The following is a 26,896-nucleotide window of genomic DNA, read 5'->3' as shown; positions in this document are numbered from 1 at the left end:
CGTGCACGCCCTTCGGCAGAACGCCAGTATTCTTGTCGACCATGGCAATTCTCCCGATCCGGATCGTCGGCGACCCGGTACTGCACAACCCCACCCAACCCGTCACTCAGTCCCCCGAAGAGCTCGCCGACCTTATCGCGAATATGTACGAGACGCTCGCTGCCGCGAACGGTGTCGGGCTGGCCGCGAATCAGGTCGGCGAACCGCTTCGGCTATTCATCTACGACTGCCCCGACGAGGGACCCGACGGCAAGTTGGTCCGCCGCCGGGGCGAAGTGATCAACCCGGTCCTGGAAACGTCCGAGATTCCCGAGACCATGCCCGATCCAGATGACGACGACGAGGGTTGCTTGTCCGTACCCGGCGAGCAATACCCGACAGGCCGTGCCGACTGGGCACGGGTCACCGGTACCGACGCCAACGGCGATCCTGTCGATATCGAAGGCAAGGGGTTCTTTGCACGAATGCTGCAGCACGAGGTCGGGCATCTCGATGGATTCCTGTACGTCGACGTGCTGATCGGACGCAATGCGCGCGCAGCGAAGAAGGCCATCAAACGCGCAGGATGGGGCACACCGGGTCTGTCCTGGATCCCCGGCACAGTGGAGGATCCGTTCGGCCACGAGGACGACGACTGAGTGGCCGAGGCAGTCGCGGTCGGTAGCCGCGTCACCATGCGGTATCGATTGCCACCCGGGCACAGCCATCCGATGACCGATGTCGTCGGTCAGTTGATCGACTACGACGATTCGGTGGTGGCGGTCGAGGCGTCGGACGGTCGCGTCGTGCGGGTATCTCGGGATCGAGTCGTCGTGTTGAAGGCCCTCGGACCACGACCGATTCGTACGTCCGAGATCAGGTCGCTCGAACGAGCTGCTGCCGAAGGTTGGCCTGGAGTCGAGCAGGAGTGGATCGGCGGATGGTTGCTGCGCGCCGGTCACGGGTTCACCGGACGGGCGAACTCGGCGGCTCCGCTCGAGCCGCAGGCAGCCGTCGTCGATCTCGATGCAATCTCGGGGTGGTTCAGCTCGCGCGGCCTGCCTGTTGTTCTGCTTCTTCCCGATCGTCTCGGCTCGGTGCCCGCTGGTTGGTCGACACGTGACGAGACTCTGGTGATGGCTGCCGACATCTCGCGGCTCGCGCTGCCGCCGGAGTCGGTATCGGTGATAGCCGAAGCACCCGACGACGACTGGCTCAGTCTGTATCGCTACCGCGGGCGTCCCCTCCCCGCAGATGCCGTCGAGGTGATCTCCGCTGTGCGCGACGGCGTAGCGGGCTTTGCCCGCATCGGGAGCGCGACGTCCGGAGTGCTTGCGATCGGTCGCGCCGCGGTGACGTCAGCGCCCGACGGTCGCCACTGGGTCGGCCTGACCGCCGTCGAAGTCGCCGAAGCTCATCGCCGCAACGGTCTCGGCACCAGGGTCTGCGGCGAGCTCGTCGCATGGGGACGAATGCAGGGCGCAACGCACGCATATCTCCAGGTGGCGGTCGCAAATGTGGCGGCAGTCGCGATGTACCGGGAACTCGGGTTCGTCGAGCATCATCGGTATCGGTATGCGGCTCCGCCGCAGTGGCGCGGTTGAGTATGTTGCCGTGCACTTATCCGTGCCACTGACCCGGAGGGTCGAACCACCTGTCCGACCCCTCGGCTACTCTTGCCGCCGTGCGCTTGGCTACCTGGAATGTGAACTCCGTCCGCTCTCGGCAGGATCGGATCGTCGACTGGCTGCAACGGTCCGACGTCGACGTCCTGGCGATGCAGGAGACCAAATGCAAGGACGCGCAGTTCCCGTACGAGCGGTTCACCGAGATCGGGTACGAGGTCGCCCACGTCGGCCTGAGCCAGTGGAACGGTGTCGCACTGCTCTCCCGCGTCGGCCTCGACAACGTACAGGTCGGCTTCGAGGATCAGCCTGGCTTCAGTAAGGATCCCGAGGTCGAGGCTGTCCGCGAGGCACGCGCTATCGGCGCTACGTGCGGAGGCGTTCGCGTGTGGAGCCTGTACGTGCCCAACGGCCGCGAGTTGGCGGATCCGCACTACACCTACAAGCTCGAGTGGCTGGCGAAACTGCGCGCCGACGCACACGCCTGGCTCTCGTCGGACCCGCAGGCGCACATCGCGCTGGTGGGCGACTGGAATATCGCCCCCACCGACGACGATGTCTGGGATCCAGCTCTGTTCGAGGGCAAGACTCACACCTCCGCTGCCGAGCGCAATGCGTTCGAGGCGTTCGGTGAGGTCGGGTTCACCGAGGTGACGCGTCAGTTCACGCCCGAACCGCGGACCTTCACCTACTGGGACTACACACAGCTACGGTTCCCGAAGAAGCAAGGCTTGCGCATCGATATGGCGTTGGCGTCTCCCGCCCTCGCCGCACGAGTGTCCGGTGCGTCGATCGACCGCGACGAGCGCAAGGGCAAGGGCGCGAGCGATCACGCACCGGTCGTCGTCGAGATTTCCTGACGCTCGAACGTCCGGGCGGCCAGCAACGCTGCGCCGGCGAGGATCAGCAACCCGTGCGCGATACGCAACCAGGGCGGAGCGAAGAACTGCGGCAGGAACAGTACGAACCCGGCAGCGAACACCCAACCCTGCCAACACGCGGACCGTCGAGCCGCTAGGACAGCCCCTGTTGCGATCGCGACCAATCCGACGCCGAACATGACCGACTGGGTCAGCCCGAAGCGAATGGGCTCGGCGAGGTCCACCACTGTGTAGTCGCCGGTGTCCAGCGCGTCGGTGCCCAGGACGTTCAGCGCGAATGTTTCGGCGCCGTAGTACGGCAACACCAGTCCAACGCCGACCAAGGTCGTCACATCGGCGACCGTGCCGACATTCAGCGCCCGAAGCGCAAGAACGAGTGTGATGAAGCCGATCATTGCGCTGACGTGCGCGGCTATCCACAGCGGCGATGCGAATGCATCGGCGCCGGCACGTCCGACTTCCGACGAGTACGGGCGCAGTATCGGATAGATCGCGAAAAGAACCCCCGTGCTCGCGAGCAGTGCGACTGCTGATCGTTGCCTGTCCATTCGAATACCCCTCCCACCGGGAGAGCGACGCTCTCCCCTGAGAGCAGTATTCACGAAAATCTAAGCCGAATCAAGAGCACTGCTCTCTGGAGGGCCATGGCAGTCACGCCACCAAATCCAGGTACTCCGGATTGCGAGCGAGGTAGCGTCGCACGTACGTGCAGATCGGGACGATGCGCCAGCCCCGGTCGCGGGCGGTATTCAGCGCCCCGCGGACGAGAACGCCCGCCCAGCCTCGGTCGCCGAATTCTTCCTTGACAACCGTGTGCATGAACGCGACGGAATCATCGTCCGCATCGCGGTATCCGAGGATTCCGATCAGGTCATCGTCGACGAACAGGTCGAACCTGCTGTACGCGGCGTTGTCCTCGATACGCACCGACGAGGCGACCGCCGGGGGGTTCGAGAGATCGACTTTGTTGTGATGCATTTCACCATAAGACCAGTGGTGCGCATTGGCCGCCTCGCGACCGGCGAATCGGATAGCAATTCGACGCCACGTCGAGTTGCAACCGTTACGTCAGAGAGGGACCACGACGTCGGCATACTCCGGATTTGCAGCGACGAATCGTTGGACGTACGTGCAGACCGGCTTTACCTTCCATCCGTACGACCGAGCACTGTCCAGTGATCGTCGAACGAGAATGGCCGCGAGGCCCTGATGCCCGAAGTCCTCGGTGACGACGGTGTGCATGAACGAGACGACGTGGGTCCGGCCGCGTTTGGCAGGGGGTTCGACCTCGTAGAATCCGACAATTCCGACCAGATCACCGTTGAGCCTCAACTCGAAGCGATTCTGGTCGGTATTGATGGAAACATCGGCACTAGGGGTACTGGCAAGCATGGGTCACCTCCTTTGCGTAGGTGGATGGCGAAGCGAAAGAGTCCAGTCAATTGTGACCTGCACCACTATTAAACATGCGATCGCTGAGCTTGTCACCCGTTTGTACCAACAAACCTTCGGTGGCGTAGGTATGAAACGTACTTGCAACATCCCCACTGGTACACGTCATAGACGGCCTCCACCGGTGTTGTGATGCAACAACATTCATAGCCGGCTGTGCATCTGTCGCCGTGGGTCACACCACTGCCGGTACTGTCGACGATCGTGAAGTTCCTACCGCTGACACCCAACGGCTCGACCCCCGTACGCGCACTCACCATTGCCGGCACCGACTCCGGTGGCGGCGCCGGAATCCAAGCCGACAGTCGAACGATGGCGATGTGCGGCGTCCACGCATGCGTTGCCGTAGCCGCCGTCACCGTGCAGAACACGGTCGGTGTGAGTGGATTCCATGAGATCCCGCCACATGTGGTTGCCGACCAGGTACGCACGGTCGTCGGCGATATCGGAATCGGTGCAGCGAAGACCGGCATGCTCGCGTCCACGGCAATCATCGAGGCCGTGACCTCGGTGTGCGTCGAGGTCGGTATCGGCAAAGACGCCCCGATCCCCCTCGTCGTCGATCCTGTGTGTGCATCGATGCACGGCGATCCACTCCTACACTCCGAGGCACTCGACGCCATCAGGAACACCTTGTTTCCGATCGCGACAATCGTGACCCCGAATCTCGACGAAATCCGCCTGATCACCGGAATCGAGGTCATCGACGACGCCACCGCGCGTCGGGCTGCGGAGGCTCTTCACGCCCTGGGAGCCCAGTGGGCACTGGTCAAGGGCGGCCACTTGCGGACGTCGAACAACAGCACCGACATTCTGTTCGACGGCGACACATTTCTCGAGTTCACGAGCCCTCGCATCGATACGGGGAACGATCACGGTGGAGGCGACACTCTGGCAGCTGCGATCGCATGCGCCCTGGCCAACGGGTATTCGGTACCCGAGGCAGTTGCGTTCGGAAAGGACTGGGTCACCGAATGCTTGGCCGCGTCGTACGATCTCGGCGCCGGACACGGCCCGGTCTCACCGCTGTGGAGACTCAACGCGACGGCGATGCCACCAATCGGAGAATCTTCAGATCCTCGGGCACCCCGCTGAGTTTCGGCGCAAAGAAGCCGCGCCGGTATGGACGCGCGGTCAGACCTAGCGACTCCAGCGTCCCGGTCGGCAGCGCATCGAGCGCGACCTGAGAGATCATCAGGTTGCCGTTTCCCCCGGTCTGCATGACACGTGCGGCGACGGTGACGTCGACGCCGAGCCAATCCGACCCGATCTGACGGGGACTGCCGGTGTGAATACCCACCCGCATCGTCGGGGTGTAGTCGTTCACACTCACCTCCGCGAGCGCGGCACGCGCATTCACTACGGCTTCGACGGCTTTGTCCGGTCGATAGAAGACCGCCATGACGCCGTCACCCAGGCGTTTGACGACGTGGCCGCCAGCAGTGGCAATGGCCGGCTCGACGGCCTTCGAGACTTTGCGCAACAAGGTGAGAGTGTCGGAGTCGCCTGCAACGAGAGACCACGACGAGAACCCGACCAGGTCGGTGAAGACGATGGTGACGTCGCGTTCGCCACGGCCACGGCCAGTTCGTTCGAGCACCGCCTGCCACACCTGCAGCGCACCGAGTCCGACCTCGCGGGACGCACCGGGCTCGTCGTCGAGAAACTTGTCCGCGGCGCGCGCGACCGCCAGTGCGGACCCCGAGCCCGCAATGGACAACGGATCGCCGAACGTCGGGTCACCGGGAAGCACTCGCCTGACCCGACGCACGACATCGACGACCGCTGGGCTGCGATTGACGCTGCGCACCCACTCGATCGTCGACGCCACGTACGGATTCATGAATCCGAGCGTAACCGACGGTTACACATAACTAGTTCTCAGCTCGGGCCTCTGTGCGAGCGGCGCCGACCGGAACGCCGTTGGGCCCCTCGACCGATTGAGCGTAGGTGCCGATTCCGAAACCGATCGCCGACGCGTTCTCTGCCAACGCCTCTCGGTCGACGTTCGCCAGGGTGTCCTCAGCAGTGTGGTAATTCTGGTCGAACGTTTCACCTGCCGTACCGCCCCACTTCTCGGCCTGTTCGGGTGTCTTTTCCTCGTCCGCGCCCGTGAAGACGCCACCTGCGGGGATAGCCACCTCGATGAACGGGCCGTAGTCGGAGCGGCCGTCGAAGTCGGTGCCGTCGGCTGCGATTCCTTCTTGCTGCAGACGTTCTACGAAGACCCGTTCGATCGCGTCGGATCCGGCAGGCCCGGCAGGCGCTCCTACCTTGTCGGAGTCGTCCCCGTCATAGGTGAGGTAGCCGGCGTTGTGCGAGCCGATCATGTCGAAGTTCAGGTACAGGGCGATGTTCGCCTTGTCCTCGTCGCTCAATCCCTCGACGTACTTCACGGATCCGACGAGCCCGAGTTCCTCGGCGCCCCAGAACGTGAAGCGGACTGCGTTGGTGATGTCCGGCTCTGCACCGAGCTGCAACGCCGATTCCAGGACGGCTGCAGTGCCCGTGCCGTTGTCGTTGATGCCCGGCCCTTCGGGGACGCTGTCGAGGTGCGCACCGGCGACGACGACGTTCGACGTATCCCCGGTCTTCGTCTGCGCAATGATGTTGCGGCTCTTGGTCGTCGTGGTTTCGGTATCGAGCGTCAGCGTCAGTTCCGGTGCTGCTGCAACGATCGGCCCGTCTTCCTGACTGACGCCACCGGTGGGGATTCTCGCGACGTCCGCGCCGCCGAGGGTGCTGCCGTCGAGCGGACCAGGTTCGTTGTTGACCACCACCACCGCTGCCGCGCCGAGGTCTGCGGCAATGGTCTGCTTGGCACTGAACGGGCATACACCCCGATTGACGACGACGATGGCGCCCGCAAGATCGAGACCGTCGTAATCCGTTGCCTCGCAACCTGGAGAATCATCGGCCGGTGCGACGACGACGCGGGCAGTTATTCCGTCTTCCGGCGTGGACGGCGAGTATTGCAGTGCCGCTACGGAAACCTGCTGATCACCGGCGGACAGCAATTGGGTGTCGGCTGCGAACTGGTCGAATTCGAACTCCGGCGTTTCTACCTCGAATCCCGCTGCTTCCAACTTGCCCTGCACGTAGTCGACGCTAGCGTCGTACCCCGATGTGCCGGCAGCTCGGTTTCCGTTGTTCTCCGACGCAATTCGCTCGAGTTCCTCGAGATGACCTACGACGGCATCCTCGGTGATCGCGTCGGCCAGGCCTTGGCCGTCCGCCGTCGAAATAGGAGACGGTACGGAAACGGCCGGTTGCTCGGCCTCCTCGGATGTATCCGTGGAGGACGAGCAACCGGCCAGTACCAGAGCGCCGATTGCAAGACTTGCAAGTAGGTTCATCCGTCGCATGCAAGCACCCTAGCTGCAACCAGGTCAGGCGTCTCGACGATTGACCACGAATACCGCAAGCCCGAACACGATCGCAGTGAAGGCGATGAAGTAGATCAGGCTACCGATCGGACCCCAGTGAAAGTCGATCCCGCCGTCGGATCCGAGGAAGTGACTCGCGTTGAGCCACGGAAGGAATGGCTGAATCGCACGGCCGAAGGATCCGAAGAGTCCGAACAGATTCTCGATGACCAAGGGCCACAGGAGAAGCAGAGCAATCGCACCGGCGGACTGGCGGATGAGCGCGCCGACGCCGACGGCGACGACGATCTGCAGGAACGCGAGGATGGCCGTTCCGTAGATGACCCGCCAGGTACCGTCCACATCGAAGCTCAGCAACGCTCCCGCGTCCGCTCCGGCGAGCGCCTTCGCGAGATAGAACGCGCCGAGGCCGAGGACGAAGCTCAACACGAAGCCGAAGACGCCGATCAACAGCGCTTTCACCGCCAACACCGAGGTACGGTTCGGAATGGCCTGGAACGTCGTCCTGATGACACCGAACCGGTACTCGCTCGTCACCGTCAGGGCGGCCAGGATCATCAGAACCATGACGCCGAAGCCCCCGACGCCGCTTCCGACTGCGTCGAACACTGTGGGAAGGTACGGTTCGAAATCGGGTGTATTACCTGCTGCCACATCGTTGTTGTACGAGTCGAGGCTCAACTTCGAAGTAAATCCGACGATCGCGCCCAGTCCCAGACCGAGGACGACGACGGCAATGGTGCACCACCACGGCGATCTCGTCGAAGTAATCTTGATACGTTCTGCTGCCAATACACCCATCAGAGTGCACCTCCCATGGATTCGGCTTCTGCGCCGTGATATTGAACGTCGTCGCCGGTGAGCTTCATGAACGCTTCCTCCAACGATCCACGCTGCGAGGACAATTCGTGCAAGACGATGCCGGACTTGCCTGCGATATCACCGATGGCGTCGGTTGTGGAGTTGACCACGACCAGCGAAGGCTGCAGTTCTTTTCCGGCGCCCGGCTCGCGAACCGTGAGCCCCGCAGATGTCAACGCGCTACGAAGCGCATCGAGCTGCGGACTGCGAACTCGTACCGATGCTTCGGAGGCGTGATCGATGAAGCTCTGCACCGATGAGTCGGAGATGAGCCTTCCGCGGCCGATGACCACGAGATGCTCTGCGGTTTGCGCCATCTCCGACAACAGGTGACTCGACACGAGCACCGTTCGACCTTCGGCGGCGAGGCGCTGCATGAACTTTCGAATCCAGACGATGCCCTCGGGGTCGAGGCCGTTCACCGGCTCGTCGAACAACAGAACCTTCGGATCTCCGAGCAGGGCACCTGCAAGTCCGAGTCGCTGAGACATACCGAGCGAGAATCCACCGGCGTTCTTCTTGGCGACCTCGCTCAGGCCGACGAGCCGCAGGACTTCTTCGACTCGCGACTTCGGAATCCCGTTGGACGCTGCCATCCATTCCAGATGTGCTCGCGCGGAACGGTTGGGGTGCACCCACTTGGCGTCGAGAAGGGCTCCGACGGTACGCAGTGGCTGCTTGAGTTGGTTGTAGGGCTTGCCCTCGATCAAGGCGTGTCCGCTGGTGGGACGGTCCAATCCGAGGATCATCCGCATGGTCGTCGACTTGCCCGCACCGTTGGGTCCAAGGAAGCCGGTCACAATTCCTGGCTTGACGGTGAAGGTGAGGTCATCTACAGCCTTCACCGCTCCGTATTGCTTGGTCAGTCCTGCCACTTCGATCATGGCCGTAACTCTCTCGCACCGAGGGGGCCGCGCACATCGCCCGCGAGTCTCGACCTCGGTCATCCTTTTGGATGACGGCAGGGTGCGGGCCGTCCCGGCCCAGCGGCGGGTGCGGGCCGTCCCGGCCCAGCGGCACGGTTGAGTGCACCCCTATGCACTTATCCGTGCCACTACGCCGAAGGCGAACTCGCCTGCGCCCAGAACCGTTTCGGAATCCGACCAGCGCGACGAGCCTCGTACCCCGCCGACACCGCATGCCGCATCGCCGACGCCATCAACGCGGGATCTTTCGCGCGTGTGACAGCGGTCGCGAGGAGCACCGCGTCGCAACCCAACTCCATTGCCAGCGCTGCATCGCTCGCGGTCCCGATCCCCGCGTCGAGGATGACGGGCACCGCCGCGGCGTCGACGATCATCTCGATGTTGTGCGGATTGGAGATGCCGAGACCCGTTCCGATCGGGGCTCCGAGCGGCATGACGGCGACGCAGCCGATGTCCTCGAGCCTGCGCGCGAGCACCGGATCGTCGGTGGTGTACGGGAGGACGTGAAAGCCGTCGTCGACGAGTTGTTCTGCGGCTTTGACCAGTTCGATCGCGTCGGGCAGGAGGGTCCGCTCGTCGGCAATGACTTCGAGCTTCACCCAGTTCGTCTCGAGAGCTTCACGGCCGAGCTGAGCGGTCAGGACGGCTTCGGCGGCGCCTCGACACCCCGCAGTGTTCGGCAGCGGAGCAATGTTCAGCTTGCGCAGCAGATCGAGCACCCCGGTCCCGCCCGCAGCGTCGACGCGGCGCATCGCGACGGTGGTCAGCTCGGTGCCCGACGCGACGAGAGCATCCTCGAGCACCGCGAGGTTCGCTGCACCCCCGGTGCCCATGATGAGCCGGGAGTCGAAGGCCTTGTCTGCGATCTTCAATGCGTCCGACATCTGCTCAACCACCCTGCACAGCCGTGAGAATTTCGATGGACCAGCCCTTTTCGACGGTGGTGCCGTCCCAGCGGCTCTTCGGGAGAACCGTGCCGTCGACTGCGACAGCGATGCCTTTCTCCGGCATCGACAGGTGCGCGAGAAGTTGCCGCATGGTGAAGTTTTCGGGCAGGGCGTGTTCTTCGCCGTTGACAGTGATCACTTTTTCCTAACCTTTCGGTCCAAGGACGGTTCGAATCGGGATGGATCTGCTGCCTTGGCTTCGGGGAGTGTGTCGCCGCCGAGGAGCGCGGAGACTGCGTCTGCGGTGATGGGCGCCAACAGGATTCCGTTGCGACCGTGCCCTGATGCGACGATGACGCGTTCGGAGAGTCGCCCGATGACGGGTAGTCCGTCGGGGCTCATCGGTCGCAGTCCCGCCGCGCTCTCGAACAGTTCGTATTCACCGATGCTCGGCATGAGTCGTTCGGCGTCGGCGATGAGGTCGCGCACCCCGGCGACGGTGACCTGTGTGTCCTGACCTGATTCGTACTGCGTGGCGCCGACTACCAGTCCATCGCCGCGCGGAACGAGGTAGATGGGACGGCCGTGCACGCAGCCGCGAATCGTGCGGGTGGGGGCGCTACCCGCACTCGGGCGACGACGCAGCCGGAGAATCTCGCCTTTCACGGCGCGAACCGGCATTCCAGGAAGCAATGCCGCAGTCTGCGCACCGGCCGCGACGACGATCTGGTCGGCGTCGAGAGCGTCCAGGTCTGTCACCGCCTCGCCGATGATCTCTGTTCCCGCTGCCGCTTCCCGCAACGCGGCCATCAGAGCCCGATTGTCGACGGCCATTTCGGTGGGCGCGAAAAGCCCGAGGCGAATGTTCTGCGCCAGCGAGGGTTCGAGTTCACGAATCTGCGCGCGACCGAGGATCTCGAGCTCGTGCCCCTGCTGCCCGACGAACTCGGCGATGGTCCGCAGGTCCTCGGCGTCGGCGGCATCGAGTGCAACGGTGAGCGAACCGGTCGAGGAGAACACGTCACTGGGAAGCGAACGAGCGAACTCCGGCCACCGAGCCAACGAGTGCGCGCCCAGTGCGAGCAGTTCGTGTTCGCCCGGCCATCCTTCCGACAACGGAGCGAGCATGCCACCCGCGACCCACGACGCCCCTGATCCGACGGCGGGGTCGTACAACCGCACCGACCAGCCGTCACGCGCGGCCCGTACTGCTACCGCCAGGCCGATGACACCGCCGCCGACGACTGCCAAGGTTCCGGACATCTCACAACCACCTCACTCCCTGCGCCGGCATGATCCGGTTCAGGTATTGACGGTAAGGACGGCGTGTCCACTCTCAGCCCTGCGTACCCCAGGACTCCCGTGTATCGACCAACTGCTCACAGACTACCTTTGCACTGTGTATCCCACTCAGAGCTCCCGTAACGAATCGGCGCGCGAGCGGTTGACCTCGGCCCGCCTGTATCTATGCACCGACGCCAGGCGCGAGCTCGGCGACCTCGCCCAGTTCGCCGAGGCTGCGCTCTCCGGCGGCGTCGACATCATTCAGCTCCGCGACAAGAATTCGGCCGGTGAGCGGGAGTTCGGTCCCCTCGAAGCCAAGGACGAGCTCGCTGCGCTGGCGATTCTGTCTGCCGCTACCCGGCGTCACGGTGCGCTGCTGGCCGTGAACGATCGGGCGGATCTCGCGTTGGCGTCGAATGCCGACGTGCTGCATCTCGGTCAGAACGACCTGCCCGTGCACTATGCGCGACAGATCCTCGGGCCCGACGTCGTCATCGGTCGTTCGACGCAGAATCGCAACCAGGCGAGTCTGGCCGCCATCGAGGACGGCGTCGACTACTTCGCGACGGGACCGGTGTGGGCGACGCCCACCAAGCCGAACCGCACGGCGGCCGGACTCGAGCTTCTGCGCAGCACCGCCGAATCCGCACCCTCGCGCCCCTGGTTCGCCATCGGCGGCGTCGACGCCGGCAATGTCGACGAAGTCCTCGCCGCCGGTGCGGATCGGATCGTCGTGGTCCGTGCCATCACGCAAGCACGGGATCCGCAGGCCGCAGCACAGGAACTGTCACAGAAGCTCAAACGAAGCTAGTCCAGCCAGCCGAGTACGGTCGACGGCGACAGGACATGCACCGTCGTCGGCAGTCGTGCTCTGAGTCCGCGGTCCGCGGTGACGAGCGCGGTCAAGGCGGATCCTTCGTGGGCTCGCCGGGCGAGTTCGTCGTCGCCACTGCCCGACGCGTGAAATACGGGGATACGCATATCCTCGAACTGCGCTGCCCGCGCTTCGCCTTCGAGTACCGCTTCGATTTCCCTCAACCACCCGAAACTCCCACCGGGTAGCTCGACGGTGCGCGGCAGCACGTCCGCAAGCGAGGTCAGCAGTGCATTCGTCGCGCCGCTTCGGTCCTTCCACCAGCCATCGGGACGTGACCCGAGAACGTTCGCAGTGTCCAGAAGCACCCGAAGAGGCTCCGAGCGCAACGCCGGCCAGCTGGCGGCGAAACCCGGATGAAGCGGCAGCTGATCGACCATCGCCTCAGGGACCCAGCGCAATTCCGTACTTTCGCCGTTCGGCGTCGTGTCCAGCTGTACTTCCGCGTCCGCGAACACCGTTGTGTAGGACCACCCGCTCGCGACCCGTGCGGTGACCTTCTCACCGCGAACGTGCAACCGCTCGGAGCCGATTCCCGCTTCCTCGTCAGCCTCGCGTACTGCGGCGACGACGCTGCTCTCGTGGGAGTCCTTCGCGCCGCCAGGGAGGGCCCACGTGCCACCCTGATGACTCCACAAGGCGCGATGCTGGAGCAACACCGTCGGCTCGCCGTCGGCCGAGGGCGCGCGAAGCAGCAGGCCTGCGGCACCATGCTTACCCCAGTGTCGCGTGCCGTTCTCTCCGACTACCCACCCGTCACCGTCGCCGCGCATACTGCACTACCTTAGGGGACCGTTCTTCGTGGGTCTTCCCCGTCCACGTACGCGTGACGGCCCGGAACTTATATGCTCGAACCTGTGAATGTGGTCGGCACGACACCCACTGCTGCCGTACCTCCCACGACAGCAGCTTCGTCCTCGGGAAGCGACTCGAGACGCGAGCTGCAGCGGCTGGCGCGGTCGACGCCGGTGCGCATGATCGCTCTCGGAGTGCTCCTGGTTCTGGCGACCGTCGGAACCGGTTTCGTGACAGCGGGGGCGGTGTCCGACCGAGCCGAAACACTCGACTCGTTGCTGGTGCGCACAGAGCCACTGGCCAATTCGGCTCAGAACCTCTACGGCGCCCTGTCGGTCGCGGATGCCGCAGCGTCGACGGCATTCATCTCCGGCGGCCTGGAACCGCAGGAGGTTCGCGATCGCTACGCCCAGGCCATCGGTGAGGCCGGGGCCGAGATCATTCGCGCGTCCGGCGGTCTCGGCGAGACCGACGACGAGGCCCGCACCGCGCTGACCGAGATCGGGGCTGCCTTGCCGGTATACACCGGCCTGGTGGAGACGGCCCGGTCCAACAATCGCAGCGGCAACCCGGTCGGCGCGTCGTACCTGGGCGAGGCGTCGACCTTGATGCAGACCTCGCTCCTCCCCCGGGCTGAACGGCTGTACACCGAGCAGGCTTCGCGTGTGTCGACCGATCAGGAGCGATTCGTCAATCCACCCGTGTTCGCCATCGGAATGATCGTCGTGACTCTCGCGCTGCTGGTACTGGCTCAGATATACCTGTCAGCTCGGACGCACCGCACGCTGAACCTAGGATTTCTGACGGCCTCGGCGATGGTCGCGATTCTGCTCGGGTGGATGTTGGTGGCCGGTCTGATCTCGGCAACTGCGACCGATCGCGCCCTCGACCGAGGCGTCACGCCGCTGCAGAAATTGACCACCGGTTTCATTCTCGCGCAGCAGGCCCGATCCGACGAGACCCTCAACCTCGTCCGCCGAGGAAGTGCACGGGAGTACGACGCCGAATTCGACGAGAACACACGTAAACTCGGAGAATTGTTCGAGGATGACGCGGCGATGACCCAATCGCTCGCCAAATGGCAGACGGCTCACGAGCGGATCGACGGTGCATTGGCCGTCGGTGACTTCAACACTGCGGTCACGATTGCGACGGGGAGTGGGGTGGTCGATTCGGCCTTCCAGTTCGATGCACTCGACGAGATGTTGATCGATGGTATCGAGAACGCACGAGGCGAACTTCGCGGCAACGTGGAACGCGCCAAGTCCTCTCTGACCGGATTGCCCTCGGGCGCAGTTGTTCTCACGATCGCCGCGGCAGCGACGCTGGCCGTCGGCCTCATCCCGAGGTTGCGTGAGTACCTGTGAACAAACTCCTTGCACTCCTGACACTGATACTCGTCGGCATCCTCACCACGGGCTGCGTGGCCACTCCAGCACTGCCGCCCGAGGCCGAGATCAGCTACACCGAGCCACCGCTTCCCGACGGTGCAGGCCCGCCCACCGATGCTCCCGAGCCCGGCTCCACCGAACCCCAGTGCGCCAGACCCACTGCCAGCCTTCGTCCGACACCGGCCGGAATGGCCGCAGAGAACGCACCACCGACTCCGACGGTGGACGCCGTGCGGGAGCGGGGGCGACTGATCGTGGGTCTCGATACCGGCAGCAATCTGTTCAGCTTTCTCGATCCGATGACGGGCAAGCTCGTCGGATTCGATGTCGACATCGCCCGCGAGATCGCACGCGACCTCTTCGGCGATCCCGAGCGCGTCGACTTCAGAATCCTCACGTCCGCCGAACGCGTAGAGGCACTGCAGGATTCGACGGTGGATGTCGTGGTCAAGACCATGACCATCACGTGCGCCCGCAAGGAGGAGGTGTCGTTCTCGACCGTGTACTTCCAGGCGCAGCATCGGGTGCTCGCCGTGCGCGGTTCCGGTATCAACGGAGTTGCGGATCTTGCGAACAGGCGGGTCTGCGCGGTGGACGGCACGACGTCGCTGCGCAGGCTTCAGCAAATCGTGCCGACGGCACAGATCACGACGGTGCCGATGTGGTCTGATTGCCTCGTCGTGCTTCAGCAAAGGCAGGTCGACGCCATCAGTACCGACGACGCCATCCTCGCCGGTCTGGCCGCCCAGGATCCGTATCTCGAGATCGTCGGTGACAGCCTGAGCCCGGAGCCTTACGGCGTCGGAATCAAGAAGGAGAGCGAGGATTTGGTCCGGTTCGTCAACGGCACGCTCGAACGGATCCGCCGCGACGGGACCTGGAATCGCCTGTACGACCGCTGGCTCAGTGTGATGGGCAGCTCCCCCGGCGCACCCTTCCCCCAGTACGTGGACTGACGGGCAAAGTATGAGTACTCGCGATTCCGACACTCCGACAGGCCCGACGACCGCACCCTCGCAGCAAACCCAGGCAGTCGACCGAACCCAAGCTGTCGACCGCACACAAGCTGTCGACCGAACACAAGCAGTAGCTCGAACGCAGGCCACAGCCGCGTCCCCGGTTCGTTCGTCGCGGACGTCGGGGCGAACTCGCTCGAGCCGTTCGCACCGCACCGACACGAGGCGACGCCTCGGCGCCGGCTTGGTGGAGATCCCGCGGGTCGATCCTGTCGATCCAGCTACCGCGGTCATGTCCGATCCGACTGTGCCTGCGCGGAAACGCTTCTGCTGGAAGTGCAACTCGCCGGTCGGTCGTAGTGCCGAAGGTGAGCCCGACAACCCGTCGGGAATCTGTCCGCACTGCGGGGCGCGGTTCGACTTCACGCCACTCCTCGAACCCGGCGACCTTGTCGTCGGGCAGTACGAGGTCCAAGGCTGCATCGCGCACGGCGGCCTCGGCTGGGTCTATCTTGCGATCGACCGCAATGTCAGTGACCGTTGGGTGGTCCTCAAGGGGCTGTTGCACTTCGGCGACGACGAGGCGCACGCAGTTGCGGTCGCAGAGCGCCAATTCCTCGCCGAGGTGGCACATCCGGGCGTCGTGAAGATCTACAACTTCGTCGAACAGCTTAGATCCGATGGCACCAAGATCGGCTTCATCGTCATGGAGTACGTCGGTGGTCGATCGCTGCGGGAGATTCTGTCCGCCCAGGGCGATACGTCCGCCCGGATGCCCGTCGAACAGGCAATCGCCTACGTGCTGGAAGTTCTGCCTGCGCTCGCGTATCTGCACTCGATCGGTTTGGTCTACAACGACCTCAAGCCGGAGAACATCATGGTCACCGATGACCAGATCAAGCTCATCGATCTGGGGGCGGTGGCCGGGATCGAGGACTACGGATACCTTTACGGCACAGCCGGATACCAGGCGCCGGAGATCGTCGAGACAGGTCCGACGGTGGCGTCGGACATCTACACGGCCGGGCGCACGCTTGCGGTCCTCACTCTCGATATGCCGTCGACGAAGGGGAAGTACGACGCGGGCATTCCGTCCGACGAGGACCACGAACTGCTCCGCAAGTATCCGTCGTTCAAGCGGCTACTCCTGCGCGCAACCAATCCCGATCCGACACAGAGGTTTTCATCGGCCGAGGTACTGGCAAGCCAGGCGACGGGTGTGCTCCGCGAGATTCTCGCCCTGCAGACCGGGACCGAACGCCCCGGACTGTCAACGGCGTTCAGCCCTCCGCGTACCACGTTCGGTACGGAGGAGTCGGTCGGTCGGACCGACACCTATGTCGACGGCAAGATACGCGGCGACCGGATCAGTGCCAGGGAGGTCGTGTCGGCTCTTCCGGTGCCCTTGGTCGACCCCCTCGACCCCAGCGCGCCGCTTCTCGCGGCAGCGGTGCACAGCGCGCCCCAGCAAACGCTGGATTCGCTTGCACACGCGCGTCGTAACGGAATCGAGCGGTTCGCCGACGGGTCACCCGGCGGTCTCGAGATCACGCTGGCCGAGGTCAAAGCCCACATCGATCTGGGCGACACCGGGACGGCAGAATCGGTGCTGAAGCAGGTACGTACCGACGGTCCCGATCCGTGGCGAGTCGAGTGGTACGCCGGACTCATCGGATTGCTCAAGAACGAGTTCAACGACGCTTCCAACCATTTCGAGAAGGTGCTCGACGCCATGCCCGGCGAGCTCGCGCCCAAGATCGCCCTGGCTGCGAGCGCCGAATTGATCATGGAAGGCACCCTGCGCCTCGACACGGACGAACGCGAGAAGTGGCGGGCCTGCGCCGAGTCGTACTATCTGTCGGTGTGGCGCACCAATCGCGCGGTGGTGAGCTCGGCGTTCGGCCTTGCCAGGCAGATGATGTACCGCAGCGATCCGGCGGCAGCGGTGGAGGTGCTCGATCAGGTTCCCATCAGCTCGCGTCACTATGCCGTGGCCCGGATGACGAGTGTGCTGACGTTGTTGATGGATCGTCCGTCACCGGATCTGGAGGAGGAGGACTTCAGGGAGGCCGCCCGGCGAGTTGCGATGCTCCCCGGTCGCGAACCTCGCGCCCTTCAGATGCGGACGTTGGTTCTGGCCATGGCGATGGACTGGGTCCGATCGGGTCACGCGGTGGAGGCCGAGCGCGAGCCGATCCTCGGCGCGCCGTTCACCGAGACCGGTCTACGCACCGGTACCGAGGCTGGGCTTCGGGCGTTGGCACGCAACGCAACCGATCGCGCGCACCGGTACACCCTCGTCGATCTGGCGAACGCGATCAGGCCTCAATCACTGTTCTGAGTCACCTGCTGAGTGGCTCGAGCGATTGCCAGTTCTTCGTTGGTGGGGACCACGAGCACCGTCACCGTCGACGCATCGGACGACACTATTCGAGGTTCTCTGCTGCGCACTGCATTTCGCTCGGCATCGATCTCGATACCGAATCCTTCGAGGTTCGCGAGTGCGTCCGCGCGAACACCTGCGGCGTTCTCACCTACCCCAGCGGTGAAAGTGATGGTATCGAGCCGACCGAGTATCACCATGTAGGAACCGATGTATTTGCGCAGCCGGTGGATGTAGACGTCGTACGCCAGTTTCGCGTCGGCGTCGCCGTTGTCGATGTTGCGGCCGAGTACGCGAAAGTCGTTGACTCCGGCGAGCCCTTTGAGCCCGGATGATCGGTTGAGCAATTGGTCGATGGCGTTCACGTCCATGCCCGCGCTGCGTTTCAGGTGCATGACGACGCCCGGGTCGATGTCGCCGCTGCGGGTTCCCATCACCAGGCCCTCGAGCGGGGTCAACCCCATCGAGGTGTCGATCGGAACGCCGGAGCGGATGGCGGACGCGGACGCTCCGTTACCGAGGTGCAGCACGATCTGATTCAGACCCTCGCGCCCGAGGAAGCGCGTAACCTGCTGCGACACATACTCGTGCGACGTTCCATGGAAGCCGTACCTGCGAATTCCGTGCGCTTTCGCGACATCTCGATCGATGGCGTACGTCGCCGCAGCGGCGGGAAGCCCATGAAAGAACGCCGTATCGAACACCGCGACATGGGGCACGTCGGGGAGCTGCTTTCTGGCCACTTCGATTCCGAGCACGTTGGGCGGATTGTGCAGAGGCGCAAGAGCACTGAGATCGGAAATCTGCTGCAGCACGTCGTCGTCGATGAGCGTCGGACGGTAGAAGACCTCTCCCCCGTGCACGACGCGGTGTCCGACCGCGGTCACGTCCGAACCCAGTTCGACACCGGAGGCCTCGAGCATCTCGAAGGCAACCGCGAGTCCGACGCCGTGATCGGGTATCTCGCGGCGATTCTCGGTCTCGGAGCCGCGGTGCTCGAGTACGACGCGCCCCTCGGACTCACCGATCTGCTCGACGAGCCCCGAGGCCAACGATTCCCCGGATGCCGGATCGACCAGCTGAAACTTGACCGAGGACGAGCCGGAGTTGACGACGAGGATGCTCACGCCCGGTTCCCCTCTTCGATACTCTGAGCCTGGATCGCCGTGATCGCAACGGTGTTGACGATGTCTTCGACGAGTGCCCCACGGGACAGGTCGTTCACAGGCTTGCGAAGCCCCTGCAGTACAGGACCGACCGCGACGGCGCCGGCGCTGCGTTGGACGGCCTTGTAGGTGTTGTTTCCGGTATTGAGGTCAGGGAAGATGAACACCGTCGCGCGCCCCGCCACCTCGGAGTCCGGCAGCTTCGACTTCGCGACCGAGGGCTCGATCGCGGCGTCGTACTGAATGGGCCCCTCCACGAGCAACTCCGGGTTGCGCTCGCGGACAAGACGAGTGGCCTCGCGGACCTTGTCGACGTCTACGCCGCTGCCGGAGTCGCCGGTCGAGTAGGACAGCATCGCGACACGTGGTTCGATGCCGAACTGCGCCGAGGTGACAGCCGATGAAATCGCGATGTCGGCCAGTTGCTCCGCCGAAGGGTCGGGAACGATCGCGCAATCACCGTACGCAAGAACACGATCCGACAGACACATCAGGAAGATGCTCGATACGGTATTGACGCCGTCGGCTGTCTTGATGATCTCGAAGGAGGGTCGGATGGTATGGGCTGTGGTGTGGGCGGCGCCGGAGACCATACCGTCGGCGATTCCCTTGTACACCATCATGGTTCCGAAGTACGAGATGTCGGTCATGATCTCGCGAGCACGTTCGATACGCATGCCCTTGTGCTTGCGCAGCTCGGTGTACTCGGCCGCGAAGTCCTCCATGTATTCGGAGGTCTTGGGGTCGAGCACCTGTGCTCCGTCGAGGTCGACGCCCAGCTCGGCGGCTCGCCTTCGGATCGGGCCCTCTTCGCCGAGAATGGTCAGCTTGGCGACCTGTCGCTGCGCCAATCGACCCGCTGCTCTGAGGATCCTGTCGTCGCCGCCCTCGGGCAGAACGATGTGCTTCTGATGTGCCCGCGCTCGGTGAATGAGCTGGTATTCGAACATCTGTGGAGTGGTGATCGACGGAATAGTGAGTTCGAGTCGGTCCAGCAGGGTGCGCGCGTCGACTCGCTGCTCCATCAAGCTCAACGCGGTGTCGACCTTTCGCTGCGAACCCACCGCCACCCGGCCACGCACCTTGGCAGCGGCGGATGCGGTATCGAAGGTACCGAGGTCGGTAGTCAGGATCGGGAGGCGCGGACCGAGTCCTGCGACCAGGCGCGCGATGGCCGGGTGCGGCTCGATCCCGCCGTTCATGATGATGCCCGCCAGTGAGGGAAATCCTTCGGCGTCATGTGCGTTCACGAGGGCGAGGAGGACGTCGGACCTGTCCGCAGGTGCGATGACGACGACGCCTTCGGTGAGGCGTTCGAGGATGTGTTCGGCCGTCATACCGCCCACCATGACGTGCAGTGCCTCGCGCTGCATCAGTTCCGCGTCACCGCTGTACAGCGCGCCGTCGACGGCATCGAGCAGCTCGGACATGGTCGGTGCGATGAGAAGCGGGATCTCGGGCAAACTCCACGCGGGCACGCCGAGAGGTTCGAGCGCGGAGGTGATCTCGTCGAGCTTGTCGGGATCACAGCGGTTCGCGACGACCGCGGCGAGGTGCGCATGATGCTGACGAAGCTCGGCCTGACACAGCTGCCCCAGCTGCACGATTTCTTCCGTCGACCTTTCCGATCCGCTCAACGCGAGAAGGACCGGTGCACCGAGGTTCGCCGCGATACGCGCGTTGAAGCTCAGTTCGCTGGGACTAGCGACGTCGGTGTAATCGCTGCCGACGATGACCACTGCGTCGCATTGGGCTGCGACGTCGTGGAATTTTGCGACGATGTCACCGAGTGCGGCATCGGGATCCGAATGGACCGCCTCGTACGAGACACCGAGTGACTGCTCGTACGACAGATCCGCCGTCGTGTGGTCTAGGAGGAGTTCTAGAATGTAGTCGGTCTCCGTCGTCGACCGGGCGATGGGACGGAACACCCCGACGCGGGCAGCGGAGGCGCACAACATCTGCAGCACTCCCAATGCGATGGTCGATTTCCCGGTGTCACCTTCGGGTGAGGCGATGTAGATGCTCGATGCTGGCTCGGCCATGCCCGCCAGCGTAGCGGGTCGATAGTTGACAGAACGTGACCTGCGGGAGTCAGATCGGTCATGGCCGAATCACCGTTTCCCGACGTCCGTTGGGGCAGCGAGACCAGCTTCATCCGTAAGCCCGCGATCGCGTTCGCGGCGACCAAGCCCGGTTCGTGGGTGATCAGAAATTTAGCGGGCGTCGACAGAGCGCTGCTCGAACGCACCAACGGCCGCTTCACTGTTCTCGGCCCCATCGCCGCGCCCGTCGTGCTCTTGACCACGACGGGCCGCAAGTCCGGCAAGCCTCGTACGTCACCGCTCCTGTACTACCGCGAGGGTGATCGACTCTTCGTCGTCGGGAGCAACTTCGGGCAACAGCACCATCCGGCGTGGACGTCGAATCTCCTCGCCGACCCCCACGCAACCGTCGCAATCGGGGGTAAGAAGATCCCCGTCACAGCAACACCCGTCATGGGCGCCGAGAAAGCAAGAATCTACGACGCCTTCAACGACATGGTCCGCGTGTACGGGGAGTACAAGAATCGCACCGACCGGGACATGAGGATGTTCGCTCTGGCTGCGGGCTGACCCGTCGACCATCGCTCGAATGGTCCCGCGGCTGACCTGTCGACCATCGCTTGAATGGTCCATCGATACGACATAAGCGTATGGATGGACCATTCAAGCGGTGTAGGGCGAGCGAGCCAACCGTCCGGGGCGAGCAGTCTGTACCGAGTTCGCTACCCGAGCGTCCGGAGCCTCGGAGCCAAGTCGCGCTCGAACAGTTCGAGGAACCGCTTCTGGTCGTGGCCGGGGGCGTGGAAGACGAGGTGGTTCAGGCCCGCGTCGGTGTACTGCTTGACCTTCTCGACGGCCTCGTCGGGGTCGGAGGCGACGATCCAGCGCTTTGCGACCTGCTCGATCGGCAGTTCGTCAGCAGCCTTCTCCATTTCGATCGGATCGTCGATCGAGTGCTTCTGCTCCGGAGTCAACGACAGCGGTGCCCAGAAGCGGCAATTCTCCAACGCCAGATCGGGGTCGGTGTCGTAGCTGATCTTGATTTCGATCATCTTGTCGATCTCACCGGCGTCGCGCTCGGCCTTGCCTGCGCCTTCTTCGACGGCGGGGAGCAGTTTGTCGGTGTAGAGCTCCATCCCCTTGCCGGAGGTACAGATGAATCCGTCACCTGCGCGCCCTGCGTACCGCGCCACGACGGGACCGCCGGCCGCGATGTAAACCGGAATTCCGCCCTCGGGAACGTCGTAGATCGATGCGCCCTTCGTGGTGTAGTACTCGCCGTCGAAGTCGACGCGGTCTCCGAGCCACAGTTCGCGCATCAGCCGAACGGACTCGCGCAGCCGGGCGAAGCGCTCCTTGAACTCAGGCCATTCGCCGGTGAATCCGGTGGCGATTTCGTTGAGAGCTTCACCGGTGCCGACGCCGAGCATGATCCGCCCCGGGTACAGGCAGCCCATCGTCGCAAAGGCTTGTGCGATGACCGAGGGGTTGTAGCGGAACGTCGGCGTCAACACCGAGGTGCCGAGCTGGATGGTGTTGGTTCGCTCGCCGACGGCCGTCATCCATGCCAGCGAGAACGGTGCGTGCCCACCTTCGTGTCGCCACGGCTGGAAGTGGTCGCTGACCGTCGCGGAGTCCATTCCGTGCTGCTCGGCGAGAACACCGAGTTCGACGAGCTCCCGCGGACCGAACTGCTCCGCCGACGCCTTGTATCCAAGTTTCAAAGCCTTCGCCACGCGCTGCTCCCTCTCTAAGACCACTAGGTGCTCCGATTGTGCACTCTGCGTCGAGATGTCCGACACACCGGACCGACTACTTGATCCCCAGTACCGTCACCACCGCCGCCATCACTGCGATGGCTCCGATCCCGACGGCGAAGATCCAGAGATCTTTGGCCTCGGGCATCGGCGCACCGGTTTCGAGAGCTTTGCGCACTTGCCGCCATCTCCGAAGCCCGACCATCGAAGCAGATGCTGCCATCAGAATCAGCACGAGGCCGAGCGTCGTCCTGACCCATCCGGTGCTGAAGTCGGGAACAAGATGTACGACGGCTATGCCGCCGGCGAGCAGTCCCAACGACGTCCGCATCCATGCGAGAAACGTCCGTTCGCTGGCGAGGGTGAAGCGCTCGTCGGGGCGGGTTTCCGGTGAGTCTGCCACCACATCATCATGCCGGTCCACCGTCGAGACTGCTCGAGGGCGTGCGCACCAACGTCAGCAGCGACCGCTGGCGAAGCTCGAATCCGATCGACAGGTACAGACGGATCGCGCGTTCGTTGGACGCCGACGCGTGCAGAAACGGTATTTCGCCGCGTTCGCGGATACCGTGGCCGACGGCCCGCACGAGCTCGGTTGCCAGTCCCCTCCCTCGATAGGCAGCGTCGGTGCAGACGGCGCTGATCTCGGTCCAGCCTGCCGGACGCATTCGTTCACCGGCCATGGCGGCGAGCCTGCCACTCTCCCTGATACCGAGGTACGTGCCGAGTTCGTGGGTACGCGGCAGGAACGGGCCGGGCTTGGTCTGCTTCACGAGTTCGAGCATCTCAGGGACATCCGACGCCCCCAGAACGACTGCATCGGGGTGCGGGCGAGTATCGAGGTGGTGTCCGACGAGCTGCACCAGTTCGAATCGATCGACGATGTGCCAGTGTGCTGGAACGCGATGGTCGACGCCACGCAATGAGACGACCTGATCGGGACCGAACAGCTCGATGATGTCGTCGAAGTCCGCTTCCTCGATGACGGTCGGATGGCCGAGGAACGGTGAGACCTCCGGATCGAAGCGGGAGGTGTTGCCGACCGTCCGCGCGAACCGCGAGTGTGCGCCCCGCAACGACCCTCGGATGGGGTCGTCGAGGGGGTGGATGCCGGGTTCGTCGATGGACTGCGTGCTCACCGTCCGCCTCTCACTGTCGTATTCCGCTCGGTTCAACCTGCAGCAGCCCGCGAATATGCCTCGAATCCGAGGAATCCATAGAAACATGGACATGCACCACTGATGTCCACCGCCCGAGAAGGAGCATCGTTACATGAGCGATAACGTCTACCGCGTCACCGAGATCGTCGGGACATCGACCGAGAGCACCGACGATGCCGTCCGTAGAGCAATCGCACGCGCGAACACCACATTGAACAACCTCGACTGGTTCGAGGTCGTCGAGACCCGCGGGCACATCGAGAACGGTGCAATCGCGCACTTTCAGGTGACGGTGAAGGTCGGCTTCAAGCTGGAGTAATGGGAAAGCCGTATCTTGCAGCGACGAAGGTAGATTCGGTCACGGGATCAGAATGAACTTTCCTCGCGGGTGCTCCGATTTCAGTTCCTGGTGTGCCTTGGCTACCTGATCGAGTGGAAACGTCTTGGCGATCGACACCGTGAAATCTCCTGCGCCAGCCGAGTTCACCAGACCGAGACGAGCAGCCTTGCGCCGCTGCGCGCTTTCGGCGTTCCCGCCCCCGACCGATAGGAAGCCGTCCTCGGCAGCGCGCCCGAATGCCGCGATGGTGACGATGCGCTTCCTGTCGGTGACTAACGCCAAAGACACGTCCACCGCCTCGTCCGTGCCCACGGTGTCGATAGCTACGTCGATACCGCTGGGAGCGATCTCGTTGATTCGATCCAGCAGACCGGCGCCGTATTCGACCGGCTCCGCACCATACCCGCGCAGCGCGTCATGGTTAACGGCCCGCGCAGTGCCGATGACGCGTGCTCCGCGAGCCCTCGCCTGCTGAACGACCATCGATCCGACTCCACCCGCTGCGCCGTGCACGAGCACGGTGTCCCCTTCCGAAACGCCGGTCACCACAAGGGTGTCGTACGCGGTGCCCGCTACTGCGAGCAGGCCGGCTGCAACCTCCCAGTCCAGCGACTTCGGCTTCGGGAGGACGGCTTCGGCTGGTACCAATAGCTTTTCGGCGTACGTCCCCTGCGCGCCTGACACGATCACCTCGTCGCCGACGGAGATAGGACCAGCCGGGCCTGACGAATTGTCCCCCACCGCGATCGCGACACCACTTGCTTCGCTACCGAGGTGCAGCGGAAGAGTCGAAGGATCTTTCCCGAATGCCCCGCTGTACGCCTTGTAGTCGAACGGGTTCACGCCGATCGCCTTGACCTCGACGAGGACCTGACCTGCCGCAGGGGCGGCCACAGCCTCATCGACGATGTGTAGGACTTCCGGCCCACCGAATGCTGTCGCCACCGCTACTCGTGTCATGTTCCGATCAACCTTTTCTCGACTCGGATAGTTCCCGAATGGATCTCGATATCCTCCGAGGTTCATGTCGGATTCGCTCTTCCCACGGTTGCACTAGAACATATGTTCTATTACTCTTGGTTGTCATGGGGATGCCGGGGGGCGATATGGACTGCAGGCGACGCGAGAGCGAGGCGTGTGTGTCGGGTTTGCTCGACGGGTTGTCCGATGCCCGCCGTGCTGAGAATGTCGCGGCTGCTGCCCTTGTTCGTCGTCTGTACGGTCTGATCGATTTCCGGGTGTGTGCGGAGGCGGATCTGTTCGATGCCGGCGGAGATGCGGACCTTGTGCGTGCGGAGAAGGCTGCTGAATGTGAAGCAGCGGTGGCGTTGTCGCTGACTCGGACGGTCACGCGGGAGATGATCGTGGTCAGCAAGCAGTTGGCGTGGCGTCTGCATGGGGTGGGCGAGGCGTTCGCGGTGGGTGATCTGGACTATTCCCGGGTGCGGGCGATCGCGTTGACGTTGGCCAAGGCCAGCGATGAGACCGTGCAGGCAATCGAGCCTGATGTAGTGGCCGCGGCGTATCGCTGCAATGCCAAGGCGTTGCGTGAGCGGGTGTGGAGTCACTGGATCGACCATGACGAAGCCGAGGCGAACGCTGCACGAAAGGCTGCCGAGTCCGAGGAACGGTGCGCGAGCATCAAACGATGCGACGATGGCATGGCGAGTTTGTTCGCGAAGATGACCGCGCTCGAAGGCGCCGAATGCGACTCCATTCTCGAAGAGTTGGCCGGGACTGTGTGTTCGCGCGATCCGCGGAGCAAGAAGCAGTTGCGTGGGCATGCGTTGATCGCGCTGATCCACCGCGAGGACGTGATCGCGTGCCTGTGTGGCCATCAGACGTGCGCGGTGCGTGGTGCAGCAGATCGGATGAAGCCTCGCAGGCAGCATCTGCTGCAGATCATGATCAGTATCGAATCGCTGCTCGGATTGTCCAGCGAGCCGGCCACTCTCGGCGATGGGACCGTGCTCGACCCGCAGACCGCACGCATGATCGCCGGTGACGCTCGATGGCAGGCATTTCTCACCGACGTGCTCGACGCTGCTCGGGCACAAGCCGACCCCGAACCCCGCGACGCGACCGCGACCGCGACCGTTTCGGACGCAACACCGCCGGCGCCCAGCACCGCACCGGCACCCAAGCCCGAGCCCGAACCGGAGTCCGAACCGGTGCCGGCATCGGAGACTGCACCCGACAGTGACACCGCGGAAGGCCGCACCGCGGAAGGCGACACCGCGGAAGGCGATTCGGCTTCCGAGCCCGGGGGCGGCGGTGTCACCAATTCCGGGTCGGCGGGTGCACCGCGGGCATTCCGGATCATCGCGCGCGGCCGGGTTCGTCCTGCCGCGCCGCTTCCCGATCCCACCACCGACAACACCCGTTCACCGGCGGCACGCGCAGGCCGTGCACGGTCCTCCGCGGGTCGTGATGTGGCACTGTCGGAAGCAATCGCGGCTTTCCTCGCCGCCGCCGCGGCGGCCCCCTCACTCGCGGCGGGAATCTACCCGGACGGGCACGGCGGCATGAGCGAACCACCGCCGGGGGCACTGACCTACCGGCCGTCGGCAGAACTCGTCGCGCTCACTCGCGCAACACACTGCACGTGCACATTCCCGGGCTGCAGTGTGCCCGCAGCACGATGCGACATCGACCACATCGTCCCGTTCGACCACAACGACCCGAGAGCCGGTGGCTGGACTATCACCTCGAATCTGCACCCACTGTGCCACTACCATCACCACGCGA

Annotated in this window: 28 protein-coding genes and 1 riboswitch; of the genes, 11 read left to right on the top strand and 17 right to left on the bottom strand. The window is 64.0% G+C overall.

Features of this window, described 5'->3' with window-relative positions:
* The first annotated feature begins 41 nt into the window (after nucleotides 1–41).
* The 3 genes from ACODSO_RS05000 to ACODSO_RS04990 all read left to right on the top strand — a co-directional run bounded on the left by ACODSO_RS05000 (nucleotide 42) and on the right by ACODSO_RS04990 (nucleotide 2,464).
* Complete coding sequence (locus ACODSO_RS05000) at nucleotides 42–638, top strand: peptide deformylase (protein ID WP_068380224.1); 597 nt, start codon at nucleotides 42–44, stop codon at nucleotides 636–638.
* Nucleotides 639–1,583, top strand: coding sequence for an N-acetylglutamate synthase, CG3035 family (locus ACODSO_RS04995; protein ID WP_489035496.1), 945 nt, complete (start codon nucleotides 639–641; stop codon nucleotides 1,581–1,583).
* Between the two features lie 80 nt (nucleotides 1,584–1,663).
* The gene (locus ACODSO_RS04990) at nucleotides 1,664–2,464 is read left to right on the top strand and encodes an exodeoxyribonuclease III (protein WP_489035494.1); all 801 of its coding nucleotides are present in this window, start codon (nucleotides 1,664–1,666) and stop codon (nucleotides 2,462–2,464) included.
* Here ACODSO_RS04990 and ACODSO_RS04985 read toward each other — a convergent pair.
* The 3 genes from ACODSO_RS04985 to ACODSO_RS04975 form a co-directional block, all read right to left on the bottom strand.
* Nucleotides 2,434–3,033, bottom strand: a complete 600-nt coding sequence (locus ACODSO_RS04985; RefSeq protein WP_489035493.1) for a hypothetical protein — start codon at nucleotides 3,031–3,033, stop codon at nucleotides 2,434–2,436. The genes ACODSO_RS04990 and ACODSO_RS04985 overlap by 31 nt on opposite strands.
* 103 nt (nucleotides 3,034–3,136) lie before the next feature.
* Complete coding sequence (locus ACODSO_RS04980) at nucleotides 3,137–3,463, bottom strand: GNAT family N-acetyltransferase (RefSeq protein WP_489035491.1); 327 nt, start codon at nucleotides 3,461–3,463, stop codon at nucleotides 3,137–3,139.
* A 90-nt stretch (nucleotides 3,464–3,553) separates the two neighbouring features.
* Complete coding sequence (locus ACODSO_RS04975; RefSeq protein WP_068380216.1) at nucleotides 3,554–3,877, bottom strand: GNAT family N-acetyltransferase; 324 nt, start codon at nucleotides 3,875–3,877, stop codon at nucleotides 3,554–3,556.
* A 264-nt stretch (nucleotides 3,878–4,141) separates the two neighbouring features.
* Between ACODSO_RS04975 and thiD the strand changes: the two genes are divergently transcribed.
* A complete protein-coding gene (thiD, locus tag ACODSO_RS04970; RefSeq protein WP_489035490.1) occupies nucleotides 4,142–5,032 on the top strand; it encodes a bifunctional hydroxymethylpyrimidine kinase/phosphomethylpyrimidine kinase in 891 nt (296 codons plus the stop codon).
* On the opposite strand, the gene ACODSO_RS04965 is transcribed toward thiD, so the two are convergent.
* The 7 genes from ACODSO_RS04965 to thiO form a co-directional block, all read right to left on the bottom strand.
* Entirely contained in the window at nucleotides 4,974–5,780 is an 807-nt protein-coding gene (locus tag ACODSO_RS04965; RefSeq protein WP_489035488.1) for an adenylate/guanylate cyclase domain-containing protein, read from the bottom strand. The two genes, thiD and ACODSO_RS04965, sit on opposite strands and share 59 nt — an antisense overlap.
* A 31-nt stretch (nucleotides 5,781–5,811) precedes the next feature.
* Nucleotides 5,812–7,302 (bottom strand): M28 family peptidase, encoded by a 1,491-nt coding sequence (locus ACODSO_RS04960; RefSeq protein WP_489035486.1) that lies wholly within the window; start codon nucleotides 7,300–7,302, stop codon nucleotides 5,812–5,814.
* Between the two features lie 24 nt (nucleotides 7,303–7,326).
* Nucleotides 7,327–8,124 (bottom strand): ABC transporter permease, encoded by a 798-nt coding sequence (locus tag ACODSO_RS04955; protein WP_489035485.1) that lies wholly within the window; start codon nucleotides 8,122–8,124, stop codon nucleotides 7,327–7,329.
* The gene (locus tag ACODSO_RS04950) at nucleotides 8,124–9,068 is read right to left on the bottom strand and encodes an ABC transporter ATP-binding protein (protein WP_068380200.1); all 945 of its coding nucleotides are present in this window, start codon (nucleotides 9,066–9,068) and stop codon (nucleotides 8,124–8,126) included. The genes ACODSO_RS04955 and ACODSO_RS04950 overlap by 1 nt, the downstream gene beginning before the upstream one ends.
* A gap of 170 nt (nucleotides 9,069–9,238) precedes the next feature.
* On the bottom strand, nucleotides 9,239–9,994 hold the full coding sequence (locus tag ACODSO_RS04945) for a thiazole synthase (RefSeq protein WP_489035484.1): 756 nt from the start codon (nucleotides 9,992–9,994) through the stop codon (nucleotides 9,239–9,241).
* A 4-nt stretch (nucleotides 9,995–9,998) separates the two neighbouring features.
* The gene (gene thiS / locus ACODSO_RS04940) at nucleotides 9,999–10,196 is read right to left on the bottom strand and encodes a sulfur carrier protein ThiS (RefSeq protein ID WP_489035482.1); all 198 of its coding nucleotides are present in this window, start codon (nucleotides 10,194–10,196) and stop codon (nucleotides 9,999–10,001) included.
* Nucleotides 10,193–11,260: a glycine oxidase ThiO gene (gene thiO / locus ACODSO_RS04935; protein WP_489035481.1), complete on the bottom strand. Its 1,068-nt coding sequence runs from the start codon at nucleotides 11,258–11,260 to the stop codon at nucleotides 10,193–10,195. The genes thiS and thiO overlap by 4 nt, the downstream gene beginning before the upstream one ends.
* Nucleotides 11,260–11,371, bottom strand: a riboswitch (TPP riboswitch). Its footprint overlaps the gene before it by 1 nt.
* Nucleotides 11,372–11,396: 25 nt before the next feature.
* Here thiO and thiE point away from each other — a divergent pair.
* Complete coding sequence (gene thiE / locus ACODSO_RS04930; protein WP_068380000.1) at nucleotides 11,397–12,092, top strand: thiamine phosphate synthase; 696 nt, start codon at nucleotides 11,397–11,399, stop codon at nucleotides 12,090–12,092.
* Here thiE and ACODSO_RS04925 read toward each other — a convergent pair.
* On the bottom strand, nucleotides 12,089–12,928 hold the full coding sequence (locus ACODSO_RS04925; RefSeq protein ID WP_489035479.1) for an NUDIX hydrolase: 840 nt from the start codon (nucleotides 12,926–12,928) through the stop codon (nucleotides 12,089–12,091). The genes thiE and ACODSO_RS04925 overlap by 4 nt on opposite strands.
* Nucleotides 12,929–13,012: 84 nt before the next feature.
* Between ACODSO_RS04925 and ACODSO_RS04920 the strand changes: the two genes are divergently transcribed.
* The 3 genes from ACODSO_RS04920 to ACODSO_RS04910 are packed head-to-tail and all read left to right on the top strand — an operon-like array spanning nucleotide 13,013 to nucleotide 17,638.
* A complete protein-coding gene (locus tag ACODSO_RS04920) occupies nucleotides 13,013–14,317 on the top strand; it encodes a hypothetical protein (RefSeq protein WP_489035477.1) in 1,305 nt (434 codons plus the stop codon).
* A complete protein-coding gene (locus ACODSO_RS04915; protein WP_489035475.1) occupies nucleotides 14,314–15,297 on the top strand; it encodes a glutamate ABC transporter substrate-binding protein in 984 nt (327 codons plus the stop codon). The genes ACODSO_RS04920 and ACODSO_RS04915 overlap by 4 nt, the downstream gene beginning before the upstream one ends.
* Nucleotides 15,298–15,307: 10 nt before the next feature.
* Nucleotides 15,308–17,638, top strand: coding sequence for a serine/threonine-protein kinase (locus ACODSO_RS04910; RefSeq protein ID WP_489035473.1), 2,331 nt, complete (start codon nucleotides 15,308–15,310; stop codon nucleotides 17,636–17,638).
* Here the strand turns inward: ACODSO_RS04910 and ACODSO_RS04905 are convergent.
* Nucleotides 17,623–18,807 carry an acetate kinase gene (locus tag ACODSO_RS04905; RefSeq protein WP_489035471.1) on the bottom strand — a complete coding sequence of 395 codons (1,185 nt, stop codon included), beginning with the start codon at nucleotides 18,805–18,807 and terminating at the stop codon, nucleotides 17,623–17,625. The two genes, ACODSO_RS04910 and ACODSO_RS04905, sit on opposite strands and share 16 nt — an antisense overlap.
* Nucleotides 18,804–20,891, bottom strand: a complete 2,088-nt coding sequence (pta, locus tag ACODSO_RS04900; protein WP_489035469.1) for a phosphate acetyltransferase — start codon at nucleotides 20,889–20,891, stop codon at nucleotides 18,804–18,806. Before pta ends, ACODSO_RS04905 begins: the two co-directional genes overlap by 4 nt.
* Before the next feature lie 60 nt (nucleotides 20,892–20,951).
* On the opposite strand from pta, the gene ACODSO_RS04895 reads away from it, so the two are divergent.
* Nucleotides 20,952–21,461 (top strand): nitroreductase/quinone reductase family protein, encoded by a 510-nt coding sequence (locus ACODSO_RS04895; RefSeq protein ID WP_489035467.1) that lies wholly within the window; start codon nucleotides 20,952–20,954, stop codon nucleotides 21,459–21,461.
* 152 nt (nucleotides 21,462–21,613) lie between these two features.
* On the opposite strand, the gene fgd is transcribed toward ACODSO_RS04895, so the two are convergent.
* From fgd to ACODSO_RS04880, 3 genes are all read right to left on the bottom strand, one after another.
* The gene (gene fgd, locus ACODSO_RS04890; protein ID WP_489035465.1) at nucleotides 21,614–22,627 is read right to left on the bottom strand and encodes a glucose-6-phosphate dehydrogenase (coenzyme-F420); all 1,014 of its coding nucleotides are present in this window, start codon (nucleotides 22,625–22,627) and stop codon (nucleotides 21,614–21,616) included.
* A 76-nt stretch (nucleotides 22,628–22,703) separates the two neighbouring features.
* Nucleotides 22,704–23,051 (bottom strand): YidH family protein, encoded by a 348-nt coding sequence (locus ACODSO_RS04885; RefSeq protein WP_489035463.1) that lies wholly within the window; start codon nucleotides 23,049–23,051, stop codon nucleotides 22,704–22,706.
* Between the two features lie 7 nt (nucleotides 23,052–23,058).
* Entirely contained in the window at nucleotides 23,059–23,787 is a 729-nt protein-coding gene (locus tag ACODSO_RS04880) for a GNAT family N-acetyltransferase (RefSeq protein WP_489035461.1), read from the bottom strand.
* A 133-nt stretch (nucleotides 23,788–23,920) separates the two neighbouring features.
* Between ACODSO_RS04880 and ACODSO_RS04875 the strand changes: the two genes are divergently transcribed.
* A complete protein-coding gene (locus tag ACODSO_RS04875) occupies nucleotides 23,921–24,127 on the top strand; it encodes a dodecin (RefSeq protein WP_489035459.1) in 207 nt (68 codons plus the stop codon).
* Between the two features lie 39 nt (nucleotides 24,128–24,166).
* Here ACODSO_RS04875 and ACODSO_RS04870 read toward each other — a convergent pair whose 3' ends face one another.
* Complete coding sequence (locus ACODSO_RS04870) at nucleotides 24,167–25,108, bottom strand: NADP-dependent oxidoreductase (RefSeq protein WP_489035458.1); 942 nt, start codon at nucleotides 25,106–25,108, stop codon at nucleotides 24,167–24,169.
* A gap of 125 nt (nucleotides 25,109–25,233) precedes the next feature.
* On the opposite strand from ACODSO_RS04870, the gene ACODSO_RS04865 reads away from it, so the two are divergent.
* Nucleotides 25,234–26,896: HNH endonuclease signature motif containing protein (locus ACODSO_RS04865; RefSeq protein ID WP_489035457.1), on the top strand; the 1,663-nt coding region annotated here is incomplete at its 3' end.

Source organism: Rhodococcus sp. FG69, from assembly GCF_057808915.1.
This window is presented reverse-complemented; position numbering and strand designations above follow the sequence as displayed.